The organism is Alloalcanivorax balearicus MACL04 (assembly GCF_025532145.1).
Taxonomy (GTDB): Bacteria; Pseudomonadota; Gammaproteobacteria; order Pseudomonadales; family Alcanivoracaceae; genus Alloalcanivorax; species Alloalcanivorax balearicus.
In genome coordinates this window covers 136,624-152,834 of sequence record NZ_ARXS01000004.1, presented here as the reverse complement: position 1 = coordinate 152,834, position 16,211 = coordinate 136,624, and the positions used below count along the sequence as shown (strand labels likewise).

The window sequence follows — 16,211 nt, the reverse complement described above, 5'->3', positions numbered from 1 at the left end:
GCTATTTCCCCATTTAATCGTTTGAGCCCGGTACAGGCATGCGGAATCGGTGAATCTCCTCCAGCGCGGCAACCCAGCCTTCCACCAGAGAGGCCAGGACCGTCTCCCCCTCTTCACGACTGGAGCCCTGCGGGTCCCCGACCACGCCACTGGCACTGAGATCGTGGGTCAACCAGGCGAAACGAAAACGCCCTTCCGGAGTGAGCAGGCCATGATGCGGGCAGGGATACTCCCCCACCGCCCGCTCCAGATGCACATGATCCGGCGTCAACGCCAGCATCAAACTGGTTTCCGCGCGGCCGGCGTGAATGCCTTCGGCTTTTTCACGCTCGGAAAGAAACTCCCCGGCTCGATTAGGCACGCCCCAGGTGAACACGGGAAACAAACAAAAATCCGGATATTCAGCGCGCAGATCACGGGCTACTATTTCCACCACCTGAGGCTGACCGCCGTGTCCGTTGACCAGAACCAGCTTGCGGAACCCCATGCGGTACACACTCTCACCGATATCCCAAAGCACTCGCAGCAAGGTGTCGGCCTTGAGAATTACCGTTCCCGAGAATTGAATGTGCTCATTGGATTTACCGCACCATACCGGCGGTAACGCGAACGCCGGCACCGACGCCGGCAACGCCGCCAGCGCCTTGCCGCTTACCTCGGTGGCAATGGCGGTGTCGGTGCAAATAGGCAGATGCGGACCGTGCTGCTCGATGGCGCCAATCGGCAATACGATCACGGTGTTGGCCTTGTCCGGCAGCGCTTCGATCTCCGGCGCGGTCAGGTACGGCAAAAAACGATGGGGCGGCACGCAGCCGTTCAACTGACTCATGCCGCTGCTCCTTTTTCATCCCAGCTGCGCATCTTGCCGGGGTTAAGCAGTCCGGCGGGATCCAGCCGCTGTTTCATCGCCAGCTGTCCCGGGTCCACGCTGAGCTTGCCGCCATCCTCGAGAATATAGGTGTGCGGGTTGCTGACATGGACACCGTTATCCCGGTGATACTGAATGATCTCGTTCAGCCGCTCCTCGGTGGTGTAGCGGATCACCTGCAAGCCACTACAGGTGACCGCGCCATCCGCCTTGAGGAATTCCAGATGCATCATTACTTCGTCACCGAAGTGCCGGTACATCTGCTCCACTTTTTCCACATTCTCCCAGGGCCGGAAGCCGCTCTGCAGGTAGGTGATATCCTTGTGCTTGCGCAGGATGTGCAGCGTGGTGTGATTCCAGGTGTGCTCCACCAGACTTTTGGCGGTGCCGTAGACCTCGGCGTTATCCTGCTGACGCTCGACGCGGCCATTGAATTTCGCGGCGATTTCCTCCACCGCCTCCATGGCGGCGCGGTTCACCAGACACAATACGGCGGCGCGCCCTTCACCCACGTCCTTGCCCAGACCGCACATTTGCGGCAGCGGATCCGCCAGCAGGGTCAACAGCTTTTTAATGACGCCGGTGGCCCGCCCCAGTGTCTGACAAAAACGTACGCCCTCCATGAAGGAGGGGAAGCTGAGCACGGCCTCCTGCCAATTCATTGCCGGTGTCAGCGCGAACTCCAGCTCGGTGATCACCCCGTTGACACCATAAGCGTGGTACAGGTCGCGGGCCTTGGCGGACCGGAATTCGCTGACCTCCGGTTGCTCGGCCAGACTCATGGCTCGCACCCCCAGTACATTTCCCGGATCGCCGATGGAGCCGTAGGTGATCGAGCCGATGCCGCCAAAGCCACCGCAAAAGAAGCCGCCGGCGGTGGCCAGCCGATAGGTGGATGGCAATAGCCGCAGCTCCCAGCCTTTTTCCCTGGCCGCGTTGTCGATATCCACCAACCGGGCTCCGGCCTGGACCCGGGCCACGCCGTCGGCGATCCACAGCACTTTGTTCAGGCCGCTCATGTCCATCAGCACACCGCCACGTAACGGCGTGCACTGACCGTAGTTACCGGTGCCGCTGCCGCGTAGTGTCAGTGGCACCCGGTGGCGGTAGCAGGCCGCGGCCACGCGGCGCACTTGCTCCTCACTGGTGGGGCGCACAATGGCGTCCGCCCGTTTACCCTCCAACGCCTCGGTCAGCACCGGGCTGAACCAGGAGAAGTCTTTGGAGTAGCGCTGCAAGGCGGTACTGTCGGTAATCAGTTCCAGATCACCGAGATCCGCCGCCAGCCGCTGCATCGTGTTTTGGTCCATTGCATGGCTCCCTGTGGAATCGGTCATTGCTCTACCTTGAGAGCGCTTTCATGCCAGTTGCGCAGTACCCGGTCGGACAGCCACACCATCAGCGCAAACAACAGAATGCCGGTGACGGTGATCAGGCCCAGAGCGGCGAACATGCGAGGAATGTTCAGGTTGTAGCCGGCCTGCAGAATCAAATAGGCAAGCCCGGCCTGGCTGCCACCGGTGCCGGCCACGAACTCCGCCACCACCGCGCCGATCAACGCCAGACCGGTACTGATACGCATGCCGCCAAAAAAGTACGGCAGGGCGCTGGGTATGCGCAGTCGGATCAGTTGCTGCCAGCGTCCGGTCCGATACATGCGAAACATACTCATCAGATTGGGATCCACGCTGCGCAGCCCCAGCGTGGTATTGGAAATGATCGGAAAGATCGCGATGATCACCGCGCACACGGTGAGTGCCCAAGTGGTGTCCTTGACCCAGATAATGATCAGCGGCGCGATGGCGACGATCGGTGTCACCTGCATCAGCACCGCATAGGGGAACAGACTCACCTCGATCCAGCGGCTCTGCACGAACAGCAGGGAAGCGGCGGTGCCAAGCACCACGGCGATGACGAATGCCAGCAACGTCACCTTCAACGTCATCATCAGACTGTGGAACAACACCGCCCAGTCCGTGACGAAGGATTTGGCGATGGCCACCGGTCCGGGCAGGATGTACACCGGCAACTCAGCGGCGCGCACCGCCAGCTCCCAAAAACACAGGAACACCACACCCACGAATAAAGGCGCGGCAATCTGGACGAACCGTTCATTCTGCAATAGGGGCTGTTTCATCAGTGGTCCTCCTCACCTTGAGCACTGGCTTTTTCCAACGCCAGGGACACCCGCCGGCAGTAATCGGCGAACTCGGTGGACACGCGGAACTCGGCGCCACGGGGATAAGGTGCGTCGATCCTGACGTCCTCCACCACCCGGCCCGGACGCGCCGCCATTACCACCACCCGGTTGGAGAGATACACCGCCTCGTAAACGCTGTGCGTCACGAACACCACGGTCCAGCCTTTCTCTTTCCACAGGCGCAGAACATCATCGTTGAGCCGGTTGCGGGTCATCTCATCGAGGGCGCCGAACGGCTCATCCATCAGCAGCAGGTTCGGCTCGGTGACCATGGCGCGGGCGATGGAAGCCCGCATCTGCATCCCCCCGGACAGCTCCCTCGGGTAAGCGTTGCCGAACTTGCTCAACCCCACCATTTCCAGAGCCTGATCAATGCGGGCTTCCGCGTCCGCACCATGTTCATGGGCCAGATCCAGCGGCAGGCGCACGTTCTTGCGTACCCGCGCCCACGGCATCAGCGTGGCGTTCTGGAATACAAACGCCAGTTTGCGCCCCTTGCCTCCCACCACCTGGTAATCCTGTTCCCACCACTTCACCGTGCCGGAAGAGGCCTCGCCGAGGCCGGCCATCACCCGCAACAACGTGGATTTACCACAACCACTGGGCCCCAGCAGGCTGACGAATTCCCCTTCCCCGACGGTCAGATCCACTTCCTTCAATGCCACGGTGCCGTTGCCGTAGACCTTGTCCACGCCGGCGACCTCCACCACCGGGCGGCCACCAAACGCTCGCGTCTGATCGTCCGTCTTCGTCGATGCCGTCATTGACACCACCACCTCATCACGAATCGCCTTGAGTTGTTTCACCATGAGTTTCCCTCCGGATTCGTCAGCCATTGTCCGTGGCGGATACCACGGGTAGCTCCAGCCAGCTTTCGCTGACATCGAGCCGCAAAGTCATGATCGGGTAATCACTGGAACGGATATCGCCCTGAACCCGGCCGGAGCCGTCATTGAGCGCATAACCGGGATAACTGGCGCCGCTGATGCTCAGGCGCAAACACTGGCCGGCGGCGACGGTGGCGCATATCGCGCGCAAGGATACGGTCACCACCCCGCCAGCAACGCGTGCATACCCCTGGGTCAGGTTGTGGCTGCGACCTTCGGGGTCCACCACTCCCAGCACCACGCACAGGTCAAAGCTGTCCACATCGGCGGCGCACGACAGCACCACGTTCACCTCACCGGCCAGAGCCAGAGGTTCGGCAAAGGCAGCGGTGGTGTAGGTAAGTACATCCGGGCGGGCATCCAGCGCGGTACGCTCCTGAATGCCCGGAGACGGGGGCAAGTGCCCTCCCTGTGTCGGCACCGGTCGCCAGGGATCGTGCACCCAAACGTCTTCCACCGGTTCCCCCTCACCGGGCCTGGCGCGGAGCAAGCCGCCGTGCGGATCAATACCCGCCCGGCCATTGCTGACCAGATACCATTTTTCCGCTTGCCGGCATGGCCAGGCCGAAAAATCCTTCCAGTCGCTTTCGCCCAGGTCATACAGGGAAATCGGCGGCTCCGCCGTCACCCCGTTGTTCTCGCCTTTGAGGAAAAAGTCGAACCAGCGCAATTGCAGATCGTCCACTGGCGAGCAGGCGCTGTCGCCCAACCAACGCTGCCCCACCTGGGGGATCCAGGGCAGATGCCCCCAAGGGCCCACCAGCAGCCGCTGCGGCTGCCCGCCTTTCTGGAAATGCCGATAGGCGGCGAGGGTGCCGGTGAGGAAGCTGTCATACCAGCCCCCCACATGCAGGGCTGGAATATCAACGTCATCGAGCATGGTGCCCGGTGAACGTTGCCGCCAGTAATCACCGCCCGGAGCTTGATCCAGCCAATCACCGTAGAACGTATCGGCAAGCGCTTCGCGCAAGGCCGGCGCCGCCGGATCGACCAGTTGTACCGGGGAAGGAGCATGCCCAATCCCATAACAGACGCTGAAGCCTTCGGCATCACCCCGCCGCCGGGCGCTCTCGGCGCCCAGTTGCGCCGCCCAGCTCAGGGTGTTGTACAGTCGCAACGCACCGCCTTCATAGGCCCAGTCCCGGTCCAGATGAAAAGCACACATGGCCGGCGCCACCACTTTCAATGCCGGGTGCCGGCTGGCGGCGGCGAACAGTTGAGTGGCGCCCTGGTAGGAAAACCCGTACATGCCCACGCGCCCATTACCACCGGGTAGTTGCGATACCCATTCCAGGGTGTCCTCGCCATCGTCCCGCTCATGGATGAACGGCTCGAACTCCCCTTCGGATGTGCCCCTGCCACGCACATCCTGAATCACCACCAGATAGCCCCGGGCGGCGTACCAACTCGGGTGGGCATAGGTCACCGTGGAGGCGATGCGGCGGCCGTACGGTTGGCGCATCAGCAGCACCGGGAACGGGCCCGGCCCGTCCGGGCTGTAGACATCCGCGTCCAGGCGAACCCCGTCACGGGTGCGCATACTCATCACCGTGGGCAGCACGGCGGTCATGATGGCGTCCCCTTGAGCACACGCATGTCGTCGTCATCGAGCACGTCGGGGACACCTGAGCGAATCAGTGTGGAAAACCGCTCGTCCGGCACCATCACGGTAAGTGTATAAAAACGGCCCTTGCCGGTATTTTCCACCACGTGCTCGGAGCCGGCGCGCACCACCAGAGCGTCCCCTTTTTTCAATGTCACCCATTGCTCGTCGCAACGGGCGCGCCCTTCACCTTCCAGTACGAAAAAGAATTCATCCGCTTCCTTATGGGTGTTTGCCGGTGTGGTGCCGCCCTCGTCAAAAATTTCCACGCAGGCAATGAAGCCCAGATCGTCACCGGGCCCATCGCAGATCACCACCAGCCGGTTGCTCTCCCCTTCCTTGATACGAAAGGCTTCAAACTGCTCGGGATGCTTGAACAGCGGCATCATGGTTGTGTTTCCTCCAAAGCCCGGCAGACGTCGCTGGCCAGGGCGGTAAATCCAAATATCTGCCGCACGTTGTACAAGGTGGCGTCCCAACAGAACGCCGGCGAGGTAGTGGCGCAGCAGTCTTCCAGGAAAAGCGTGTCGTAACCGAGAAAGTTGGCGTCCGCCAGGGTGTGCAATACACATTGGTCAGCGTTGACGCCGGCAAACAGACAGGTATTGATGCCGAGGTTGCGCAGGATTGAGTCAAGAGGCGTATCCCAGAATCCGCTCATGCGGAACTTGGCTACCTGAATGTCGGCCTGGTCCACGGCCAGTTCATCGACGACGGCAGCACCCCAGCTTCCGGATTGCAACACCGCGGCACCCGTGGCCGGAACCGGATCGCCCAGCCCGACGCCGCTACCGGAGCCGTTGTAAACGTGCAATAAAGCCGGGCTTATGTTGCCGAGATCAGGGCGATTGCCCCAGTTAACCCAGATCACCGGCATACCGACCCGCCGGAGACAAGGCAATGCCGCTCGCAACGGTTCGATCGGCGCCCGCGCCGGCCGGTAGTCCACACCGATGTGATCCAGCCAGCCACCAGCGCTACAAAAATCGTTCTGCATGTCCACCACCAGCAACGCGGTCCGGGACACATCCAGAGTAAGGTTCTTGGGCCGCGCCGCTATCGTCAGCGGACGTACACGATGACCCGCGCGGCTCAGATCCGCGTGATCATCACCCACCCTCCAGCGGTTCCAGGGCTTGCGCCCTGCCGGCAGAGGATGAAGGGCATCCGATTGAGTCATGACACGACCTCGCATTCGCTGTTGAAAAAGAGCTCGCCTTGGGGCCACGGTGCAGAGGGGCACCGAGCCCCGCGGCGAGACGCTCAAGGCGATCAGAAGCGGAACTGGGCCCCCACGCCGTAGCTATCGGCATCGCCAATGATCTCGATGTCGTCGTGCATGAAGACGGCATACAGGTCCAACTGCTTGGCCAGCGGATAGCTGTAAGCCATGGACCAGGTGTCACGCTCCGTCTCCCAAGCTCCGGTGAAATCGGAGTAACCGTAGGAACCCAGCACCGAACCACCGCCTGCCGGTACCGCGAAACTGAAGACATAGGTATCGGTGTCCACATCACCATTGAGGGTATCGGTGGCCAGGTTCTGGTACTGGGCAAACAGTTTGACGATGTCGAAGTCATAGGCGACCCCGACCATCACCGCGTCCTGATCGGTAGCATCCGGAATGGCGCCGTACTCGCCAGCGCTGACATCGCCGACATTCAGAGCGCCTTGCTTGACACTGTGAGCGGCGACGGTGGCCATGAACTTGCCGTTACGGTAAACCGCGTTACCACCAACCTTGTTCTCGCCGTGCTCGTCTTCTTCTTCACCGAAGGCGTACATCAGAGTGGCGGTCAGACCGCCCATCTCCGGAGTGGTGTAGGCCAGGGAGTTACTCCAACCGGAGTCCCCCAAGATCGGTCCGTAGTTACCGCCCTGGAAGGAATGCAGGATGGAGGGTGAAAAGGTGAAGGAGCCCCCCAGCGAGTTGCTGAACACCACCGGCAGGTAATACGGTGCGGTGTTGCGCCCGGCCTTGAGAGTACCGAAATCGCCGGTCGCTCCTATGTAGGCACTGCGAGCGAAGAACTCGTCACCACCATAGCGCCCGTCTTCCGCGTTATCCGGACGGAAGAACATCTCGGCGGCGGCAATACCGGTAATCCCCGGTGTCAAATCCATGTTGGCTTTGAAACCCAGGAACGAGGTAGCCATACCACCCGCGTCCATCTTGAGAGTGTCATCCCCCGTGGTTTTGTTACCCGCGCTACCCGCCCAGAGATCGAGCAGACCGTAGAACGAGACTTTCGCCTCGGCGGACACTGGCCCGGCCGCGGACATCAGCGCGGCGGCACCCAGAACGATTGCTGCTTGCTTCTTCAGTTTCACGTCTATTCCTCGTCAAATCAGCCAGGACATACCCGCCACTCATGAGGCCGGTGGGCATCCGGTGATCCCGAAGGCTTCACCGTTCCCGTAACCGCACCTGCCTCCCTATGGCCGGTGTCCGATACCTAAAATGCTCTTCGTTCCCCTAGAGCAATGTGCCGGCCCCTCAACACAACGGCGCCGAACCCCGTTCGCATGCGCAACCGAATCGGTCTTGCATACAGAACACCGGAAACCTTTCAAAATGCATGCCACAAGGATTTAACGAGGAAAAACAACAAGTTATTCACTTTCTATTTTTTCTTTTTTTGTTAACTTGACGGGAAAAACCAAAGACGCGCTTTAAAAGGGCAAAGCATCGATTATTTCGCCCCACCATAGGGCTTTTTCTTTTCCACTCGCGTCCACAACCGATACCTTTTTTAGTTCGCCGTGCATACAAAAAGGCATCATTATTTCCGCTAATCACCAGCACCCCGACATGAACTTTTCAGATATTTTCGCAGGCCAAAAAAAACCGGGGTATACCCCGGTTAAAAGAGATAAAGCGGAGAAGAGACTACTGAACCGTAACCGCCTGGGTTTCGTGATTCTCTATTAAGGCCTGAATCATGCGTCGCATCACCAACCCCGGCTTATCCGACACCATGTGCCGTTCGTCACGGGGATCCAGAGGCACATTCGCGTCGGTGCTTTCAAGCACGTGCTTATCCTCCAGGGTCACCTTGCGGTCAAACGCCAGGATCGCGGCTTCATCGATGCCATTGCCATCGTCTTCCTGGAAGCAAAACTGCACCACCTGGGAACGATTATTGGCCAGAGGCACCTGGCAATTGATAATCACGTGAGCAGGGCCGTCCGCGTAGTTGATACGCAGCCGGCAAATAAAGGGGGCATACCAACTGCAATCCAGGAAGCGCTCATTGTTGCGATCCTGAGCGTGATGGGCCTGCTTGACCCCCAGCCTGCCGGTATAGTGAAAGCCACCAGGAAACTCTTCGATCTTCGCGTCCTCGGCCACCAGATGTTCGGGGCTGCCAAAGGTGCCCAGATGCACGTAGCTGGGATGGGCCATATCCAGCTCGTTTTCCATCACCCGAAGGCCGGAAACCCGCCACTCCTCATAGAACTCCTGGATCAGGACAAAACTATCGTCCGCCGCCTCGGGGAAGTCCGGAATATCGAACAACGGCTGCTCCAACGCCACCCAGGCATAGCCGTACTTTTCCCGGCAGGAGAACGCTTTGACCCGACGTTTCGGTCCCGGATCACGATCCGGCATTTGTGGCACCAGCACACATTGCCCTTCCCGGTTGTAGCGCCAGCCGTGATAAGGACAGGCAATGGCATTGTCACAAACTTCGCCGAGGGATAAACGGGCGGTGCGATGACAGCAGCGGTCCTCCAGCGCCGCCGGAACGCCGCCGTCATCCAGAAACAACGCTAACGCCTGGCCGAGCAACTCGAACCGTTGCGGCCCCTGTTTCAGTTTCGACATCGGCATAACGGGGTACCAGAACCGGCGAAATACCGCGTGTTCCATAACATTCACGGAGATATCTCCTTTATATCAGCGGTTAGTGGGCCGGTTCCGCTCCGGTCCCTGTTCGGCGGGCGGAACGTCAGGCCGAGCAGGAACGAAGCCACCGTGGCCAGCAGTAAAAAGATCAGCGCCGCGGAAAAGCCGAAGCCATCCCGCAACACGCCGAACAACAAAGGTCCACACGATCCCATCAGCATGCCGAATCCCAACACCATGGCGGAAAGCCGGCCGGCTTCCGTCGGTGTATGGGCGTAATCCAACGGCAGAGTCAGGGCCAAAGGAAAGGAGCCGCCCAGTCCGAACCCGGCCAACACCACCCAACAGGCGCCGCCCCAGGTTGGCGCCCAACACAAACCGGCCAGTCCCAGTGACAGCAGTGCCAAAGTCAGTGCCAAGGCCGGCCTCCGGTCCGGTTGCAATTGCGCCACCGGAGGCACCAGCAAAGCGCCGGCGATCTGCGCCGCGGTATAGGCAACAAGCATGGCTCCGCCCTGCTCCTGAGTCAGGCCAAGAGCCATGTAGAACGGCACCAGCCACGCCAGTAACGTCATGTAGGCCAGCGAACCGGTTCCCAGAAACAACGCCATCCGCCAACCAAGGGCACTGCGCCAAGGCACCCCCATCGGCCCGTCATCAGTGAATACCCGCAGGCGACCAGGCCACAGCAGCGCCACCAGCAAGGCAGGCAATGCCCAGATCGCCAGCGACGCCTGCCAGGACCCCAGGGCGCTGATTGCCAGTGGCGCGGCGACGGCCCCGAGAGCCGCACCCAGATTCATGGCGGTGGTATAGCCCCCCATCATCAGCGCCGCCCGGGAAGGAAAATACCGCTTGATCACCACCGGAATCAGTACCTGACCACAGGCAATCCCCAATCCGGCCAGTGCCGTCGCCAAAGCCATCATCGGCAACCAGTCACCGGCCCAGCGCAGGGCACAGCCCACCGCGATCAACAACAACGCCAAGCGCATACCGGCGCCGACACCGAGCCGGGCGATCACCCAGCCACCGGCCAGGGAGACCATTCCCATGCAAAGGGTGGGGATCGCCGCCAGGGCACCTACCAGAGTGCTGGACAGTCCCAGGTCCACGCGGATCAATTCCAGATTGGTACCGAGCGTGGTCAGCAACGGGCGCAAATTGAGGCCCGCCAGCAGCACCATCAGCACCAGCCACCACAGCGCCGGGGCCTCGACCAAGGGCGCGTCCGGCGTCCGCTTCATCAATGCAACTCCGCCGTGGCCCTGGCGGCCTGCTCTCGCAACGCTTCCATATCCAGGCCCGGAATGGCCCCGTTCTCCACCACCGGTTTGCCGTTCACCAACAGGTAGCGCAACGATGCGGTTCCCCCGGCGCACACCGGAGCCACCGCCACATCGTGCGCGCCGAAGTAGCGGGGCTGGTCCAGATCGTAAATCGCCAGATCCGCGGCACTGCCGACACTCAAAGTGCCGATGCCGTCCAGCCCCAGCACCCGGGCCCCGCCTCGCGTGCCCCATTCGATCACTTCTTCGGCGGTGACAGCGTCGGCGCCGCCATGGGCACGGTGCACCATCCAGGCCAGATGCGCTTCCTGGATCATGTCGGCGGCCTCATTGGAGGCGGCGCCATCCACCGCCAGCGATACCGGAATGCCCAGGCGCGACATCTCCGGAGCACGGGCAATCCCGCTGCCCAGCCGGCAGTTGCTTTGCGGACAATGGGCGATCCCGGTGCCGGTTTGCAGCAGCAAAGGCAGTTCCTCGTCCGCCACATGAACCATGTGGGCAAACCAGACGTCGTCCCCGAGCCATTCGTTCTCGGCGCAGAATTGCACCGGCGTCATGCCGTGCACTTCCCGGCAGTAGGTAACGTAGTCCCGGGTCTCCGACAGATGACTGTGCAGCCGAACCCCCATGGATCGGGCGGCCCGGGCCAACTCCCTGAGCACCGCGGGATTCACCGAAAAGGTCGGCGTGGTCGGTGCCATCACCACCTGCCGCATGGGGTTGGTCCCTACCTGGTGATAGCGTTCGCGCAGCCGCTGCACATCGTTGATGATGTCGTCGACACTCTCCGATTCCAGATTATTGGGATAGCCCGGGTGCCGTCCTTTCTCCGTGGCGCCGCCACGGCACAATACGAATCGCAACCCCAAACGGTCCGCCACCTCGAACAGCACGTCCCCCATCTCACTGTCGAGGCCGGCGTAGTAGATGTAATGATGGTCGGCACAGGTGGAGGTGCCGGAGAGCAACAGTTCGGCCAACCCCACCATCGCCGCGGTTTCCAGATGACGGTCACGGATGCGGGTGAGGCGCGGGTAAGGCACCGCGCCGAGCCAGCCGAACAGCGGTTCGTTGATACCTTCCGGCACCGCTTTCAGCAGACTCTGGAACAGGTGGTGATGGGTGTTGACCCAACCGGGGTAAACCACGCAGCCGCGCGCTTCGATGACCCGTTCATCAGCGGCGGGGATCAACCCCGCCGCCATCTCGTGAATCACGCCGTCACGGATACGCAGATCCACCGCTCCGGCCCGGGCCTGGGCCCCGGGCAGACCAGTCATCACCGCTTCGGCGCCACGAATCAGCAAGTCGCTCATGAGGCCTTTTCCTTCATCGGAATGCGGGCGCCGGAGACGCGCGCTTCTTCCTCGCCAAAGCGGGCCAGCAACGCCAACAGCATCTTGCGCATCACCATGCCCGGCTGATCGGAGGGCATATGACGTTCCTCGCCGCTGGCGGTATCCAGAGGCGCATCGTAATCGGTGCTTTCCAGAACCCTTTTGTCCTCTTCGGTCACCTGACGATCGAAAGCGATGATCTGCTCCGCCGGTGCGTCCTCCTCGGAGTCGCTGCGATAAGCCCACTGACAAATCATGGAGTGCTCATCGTCGATCGGTGTGGCGTAAGTGATGATCGCGTGTACCAGCCCATTGGGGTAACGGATGTTGAGCTTGCGACCGAACGGCATGAACCAGTTGCTGGTCATGTGCCGCTCGGTGGTATCGCTGTCCATCTTCAACAGCTTTTTCTGCAACGGAGGGTTGTTCACCGGCGCCACGGTTTCAAAGCGAAAACCAAAGTCCTCCTCGACGATGTTGAGCTTGGCCGGGATCGGCTTGTCGAACTGGCCGAAGCTCTCCCGATGCACGAAGCTGAAGTGAGCATTGTCGAAGGAATTCTCCATCAGACGCAGGCCGGCCGTGCGCCAGACTTCATAAAACTGATGGATCACCCGGTAACCGGGTTCGTCCGCCTCCGGCATGTGAGGAATATCGGTTAGAGGATCACCGAGGCACACCCACACGTAGCCGTAACGAGCCTCGGCATTGAAGGCACGGACCTTGGCACGGCCCGCCGGGCGATCAGGCGTCTGCGGGATACGGACACAGCCGCCACCGCCGTCATAGGTCCAACCGTGATAGGGGCAAACAATATTGTCGCCCTCCACCCAGCCCAGGGACAAACGCGCGGTACGGTGAGCACAGCGGTCCTCGGCAGCGTGCGGCTTGCCTTCGGAATCAAGCCACAGCACCAGCTCTTCGTTCATCAGCCGGAAGGGCTTGGGACCATCATCAAGTTGTTCCAGTGGCATCACCGGATACCAGAAACGACGCAGTACAGGTTGTTGAGTTGCAAGCATGGCCAGTCTCTCCAGTTGGGGCCCGCTCCACGTCCGGTAGCACTGCCGTAACGGCAGCGGGCCCAGGCGAGGCAGCCCCCGCCTTTGGGTCGTTACCCTAGGGCCGGCTTGTCCTCAGATCAGGGTGGCGAGAGTCGTGCACCGCTTTGCGCCTCGCCACCATGGACACAAAGCGGTATACCATTATTGAGCAGAATGTATGCAGTTACCGTGCCATCAGAATAATCGGTTATGGCATCACCGGCGGGCTGGGCAGGAATTCCAGGCTATAAGCCTGCTTATAGTCCATATCCTCCGGCACCAGCCCGGCCTTCGCCATGAAGTCGAAGGTGGCTTTCCAGCGGTCATCCGTCATCACTCCCAGCCCGTTGGTGGCGGCATCACCACCGGCCACCAGGCCATACTCCTTGATCTTGCCGATGCCAAAGGCGATCTGGGCATCGGTCATCTCCGGGTTATCCTTCTTGATCAGGGCATTGGCCGGCGCCGGATTTTCAAAGTAACTTTTCCACCCCTCCATGGACGCCTGCACGAACTTACGCACCACTTCCGGGTTGTCCTCGATCATTTCCCGAGTGGTTTCGATGGTCTGAGCGTAGGGGGGATAGCCGTAGTCGGCGAACAGGAAGATGGATGGCTTGACGCCACCCTGCTCCATGGCGAATGGCTCGGAGGTGACATAGCCCTGTTGCACCACGCTCTTATCCGCCAGGAACGGCGCGACACTGAAGGTATAGGGGCGAATCATATCGTCGGAAAATCCGAAACGTTGCTTCAACCAGGGCCAGAATGTCTGTTGCGCGCCGGAAAAGACGTACACCGGCTGCCCTTTTATCTCCTCCAGCGACTTGACGTGAGGGTGCGCCAACAAAGCCTGTGGATCGCTTTGGAATGGCGCCGCCACGGTCACCACGGGCATGTTCTGATTCACCGAATTGAGGTTGCGGATCGGATAACCCATGGTGAAATCCTGCCGCCCGGCAAGAAGAAGCTGCAGATTGTTCACCTGCGGCCCACCCATTGTGATGGTCACATCGAGTCCGTACTTCTCATAGATACCGGTGGCCTTCGCCTGGTAGAAACCACCATGTTCCGCCTGGGCGAACCAGTTAGTGCCAAAAGTGATCTTGGTCAGTGGCTGCTGCGCCGTCGCCAGAGCAGGGATCGATAAAGCACAACACAGCAGCAACCCGCGCAAACGTTCACCCGGAAAACCCGTCCAGGCCTTAAGAGAAAATCTCATCATCGTTCTCCTTTTCACCAACTGGGGCCGGCGTCCTAGGGAAGCACTGGCGTTTGCGGCAGGAATTCCAGGGTGTAAGCCTTGTGGTAATCCACGTCGGCATCGACCAGACCCGCTGCCACCATGAAGTCGAACGTCTTCTCCCAGCGTTCATCGCTCATGTAGCCAATGCCCTTTTCCCCTGCGTCCCCGCCGGTGACGATGCCGAATTCCTTCAGCTTCTCGATACCGAAAGCCAGCTGTTCATCGGTCATTTGCGGATTGTCTTTCTTGATCAGGGCATTACCGCGTTGCGGGTCTTGCAGGTAACTCTTCCACCCTTCCAGAGTGGCCTGGACAAATCGGCGCACCACATCCGGTTTTCCCTCGACCAGATCCCTACGCGTTTCCAGTGTCGCCGCGTAGGGCGGATAACCATGGTCCGCGAACAGGAAGATGTTCGGCTTGACGCCGCCCTTTTCCGCGGCGAAAGGCTCGGAACTGATATACGCCTGCTGCACCAGCTCTTTGTCGGCCAGGAAGGGACCCAGACTGAAGGTATAGGGCTTGGCCTGATCGTCGGTGAAACCGTATTCGGCTTTCAGCCAGGGCCAGTAGGTGGTGCGCGCCGAAGTGGATATCAGCACGGTGCGCCCCTTGACGTCTTCCAGCGATATCACCTGCGGATGGGCGATCAGCCCCTGGGGGTCTTTTTGGAAGGTCGCCGCCACGGTCACCACCGGGAGCCCCTCCTTCACCGCATTGATATTGCGGATCGGATACCCCATGGTGAAGTCGTACTGCCCAGCCACCAGCAATTGCAGGCCGTTCACTTGGGGCCCACCCATTTTGATGTTCACGTCGAGACCGTACTTCTTGTAAATCCCCGCGGCCTTGGCCTGATAAAATCCGCCGTGCTCCGCCTGCGCGTACCAGCTGGTGCCTATGGTCACCTTGTCGTCGGCTTGAACACCACCCGCGACGCTCCCCACAATCGCCGCCATGACCACCCCCAGGCCAGTGCGACGATATCCGAACAGATGCTTTAAAAAACCGAATGACATGATTTCAGACTCCACAAAAAAGTGTTGGTCGGCCCTCGGTTTTGTATGCAAGCAACCTTCGTGCCGCCTTTTGCTGCAATAAAAAAGAGCATGAGGCATGCCCCGTTTCAGGGCTCCCGGTTAGCGGCGGCCAGTTCCACCGATGCCGGTTCTGGTCGTACCTGCGCGGCCAGTCGCGCCACCCGCGCCCCCAGCGCGCGGGCAATCGCCTTCTCGTTATCGTCCACGGACAAGGTGCCATCGAACCCGGTGACCGCCGAGGCGCCATAGGGAGAGCCGCCCTTACGGGTGCGCACCAGCGCGGGAACACTGTGCGGTACACCGGCAATGATCATCCCGTGCTGCATGAATGGGAGCAGCAGAGACAACAATGTCATCTCGTTACCGGAATGCATGCCACCGGTGGAAGTAAAGGCGGCGCCAACCTTGCCGATCAGCGCCCCTTCCCGCCACAACGGGGCCACTTCGTCGATAAAGGCGCGTAACGGTGTACTCATCAGGCCGTAGCGGGTAGGCGATCCCCAGACGATCCCCTTGGCCCAGCGCAGATCGTCCGCCGTGGCCCGGGGCAGTTCACGATAGATTCGTTGTGCCTCCCGGTAGTCGGCTCGCTCACTATCGACACTGAATTCCGGCTCACTCAATTCCACCCGGCAGAGCCGGACCCGGGCACCGCCGCTGTCCGCTCCCTCGGCGATTTCCCGCGCCAGAGCCAGGGTACTGCCGTAGCGGGAGTCGCAGATCACACACACAGTGGCGCCGTCCGAATCAATCGATGTCATGGCACATTCCTGAATAAAAAATGTATACAGGCAACTCCCGTGCCATGGTGATAACACCCCGAATACTGATACAGCCTTGCCGAA

15 protein-coding genes are annotated in these 16,211 nt (G+C 60.7%); all 15 read right to left on the bottom strand.

What is annotated here, in order from left to right:
* Nucleotides 1-13: 13 nt before the first annotated feature.
* Nucleotides 14-829, bottom strand: coding sequence for a creatininase family protein (locus MA04_RS05265; RefSeq protein WP_262459692.1), 816 nt, complete (start codon nucleotides 827-829; stop codon nucleotides 14-16).
* Nucleotides 826-2,178 carry an FAD-binding oxidoreductase gene (locus MA04_RS05260; RefSeq protein ID WP_262459691.1) on the bottom strand — a complete coding sequence of 451 codons (1,353 nt, stop codon included), beginning with the start codon at nucleotides 2,176-2,178 and terminating at the stop codon, nucleotides 826-828. Before MA04_RS05260 ends, MA04_RS05265 begins: the two co-directional genes overlap by 4 nt.
* Before the next feature lie 23 nt (nucleotides 2,179-2,201).
* Nucleotides 2,202-3,005 (bottom strand): ABC transporter permease, encoded by an 804-nt coding sequence (locus MA04_RS05255; RefSeq protein WP_022993592.1) that lies wholly within the window; start codon nucleotides 3,003-3,005, stop codon nucleotides 2,202-2,204.
* Nucleotides 3,005-3,877 carry an ABC transporter ATP-binding protein gene (locus MA04_RS05250; protein WP_080531596.1) on the bottom strand — a complete coding sequence of 291 codons (873 nt, stop codon included), beginning with the start codon at nucleotides 3,875-3,877 and terminating at the stop codon, nucleotides 3,005-3,007. The genes MA04_RS05255 and MA04_RS05250 overlap by 1 nt, the downstream gene beginning before the upstream one ends.
* A 19-nt stretch (nucleotides 3,878-3,896) precedes the next feature.
* Complete coding sequence (locus tag MA04_RS05245) at nucleotides 3,897-5,525, bottom strand: CocE/NonD family hydrolase (RefSeq protein ID WP_262459690.1); 1,629 nt, start codon at nucleotides 5,523-5,525, stop codon at nucleotides 3,897-3,899.
* Nucleotides 5,522-5,947, bottom strand: coding sequence for a cupin domain-containing protein (locus MA04_RS05240; RefSeq protein ID WP_262459689.1), 426 nt, complete (start codon nucleotides 5,945-5,947; stop codon nucleotides 5,522-5,524). Before MA04_RS05240 ends, MA04_RS05245 begins: the two co-directional genes overlap by 4 nt.
* Nucleotides 5,944-6,738 (bottom strand): cysteine hydrolase family protein, encoded by a 795-nt coding sequence (locus MA04_RS05235; RefSeq protein ID WP_262459687.1) that lies wholly within the window; start codon nucleotides 6,736-6,738, stop codon nucleotides 5,944-5,946. The genes MA04_RS05240 and MA04_RS05235 overlap by 4 nt, the downstream gene beginning before the upstream one ends.
* Before the next feature lie 92 nt (nucleotides 6,739-6,830).
* The gene (locus MA04_RS05230; protein ID WP_262459686.1) at nucleotides 6,831-7,889 is read right to left on the bottom strand and encodes a porin; all 1,059 of its coding nucleotides are present in this window, start codon (nucleotides 7,887-7,889) and stop codon (nucleotides 6,831-6,833) included.
* A gap of 559 nt (nucleotides 7,890-8,448) precedes the next feature.
* Nucleotides 8,449-9,432: a Rieske 2Fe-2S domain-containing protein gene (locus MA04_RS05225; RefSeq protein ID WP_262459740.1), complete on the bottom strand. Its 984-nt coding sequence runs from the start codon at nucleotides 9,430-9,432 to the stop codon at nucleotides 8,449-8,451.
* A gap of 5 nt (nucleotides 9,433-9,437) precedes the next feature.
* Nucleotides 9,438-10,655 (bottom strand): MFS transporter, encoded by a 1,218-nt coding sequence (locus MA04_RS05220; RefSeq protein ID WP_262459685.1) that lies wholly within the window; start codon nucleotides 10,653-10,655, stop codon nucleotides 9,438-9,440.
* Nucleotides 10,655-12,016: an amidohydrolase family protein gene (locus MA04_RS05215; protein ID WP_262459684.1), complete on the bottom strand. Its 1,362-nt coding sequence runs from the start codon at nucleotides 12,014-12,016 to the stop codon at nucleotides 10,655-10,657. Before MA04_RS05215 ends, MA04_RS05220 begins: the two co-directional genes overlap by 1 nt.
* Nucleotides 12,013-13,059, bottom strand: a complete 1,047-nt coding sequence (locus tag MA04_RS05210; protein ID WP_080531604.1) for an aromatic ring-hydroxylating dioxygenase subunit alpha — start codon at nucleotides 13,057-13,059, stop codon at nucleotides 12,013-12,015. Before MA04_RS05210 ends, MA04_RS05215 begins: the two co-directional genes overlap by 4 nt.
* Nucleotides 13,060-13,288: 229 nt before the next feature.
* On the bottom strand, nucleotides 13,289-14,305 hold the full coding sequence (locus tag MA04_RS05205; protein WP_080531605.1) for an ABC transporter substrate-binding protein: 1,017 nt from the start codon (nucleotides 14,303-14,305) through the stop codon (nucleotides 13,289-13,291).
* A 32-nt stretch (nucleotides 14,306-14,337) separates the two neighbouring features.
* Nucleotides 14,338-15,345 (bottom strand): ABC transporter substrate-binding protein, encoded by a 1,008-nt coding sequence (locus MA04_RS05200; protein ID WP_080531606.1) that lies wholly within the window; start codon nucleotides 15,343-15,345, stop codon nucleotides 14,338-14,340.
* 107 nt (nucleotides 15,346-15,452) lie between these two features.
* Nucleotides 15,453-16,127, bottom strand: coding sequence for an NAD(P)H:quinone oxidoreductase (gene wrbA / locus MA04_RS05195; protein WP_080531607.1), 675 nt, complete (start codon nucleotides 16,125-16,127; stop codon nucleotides 15,453-15,455).
* Between the last annotated feature and the right edge of the window lie 84 nt (nucleotides 16,128-16,211).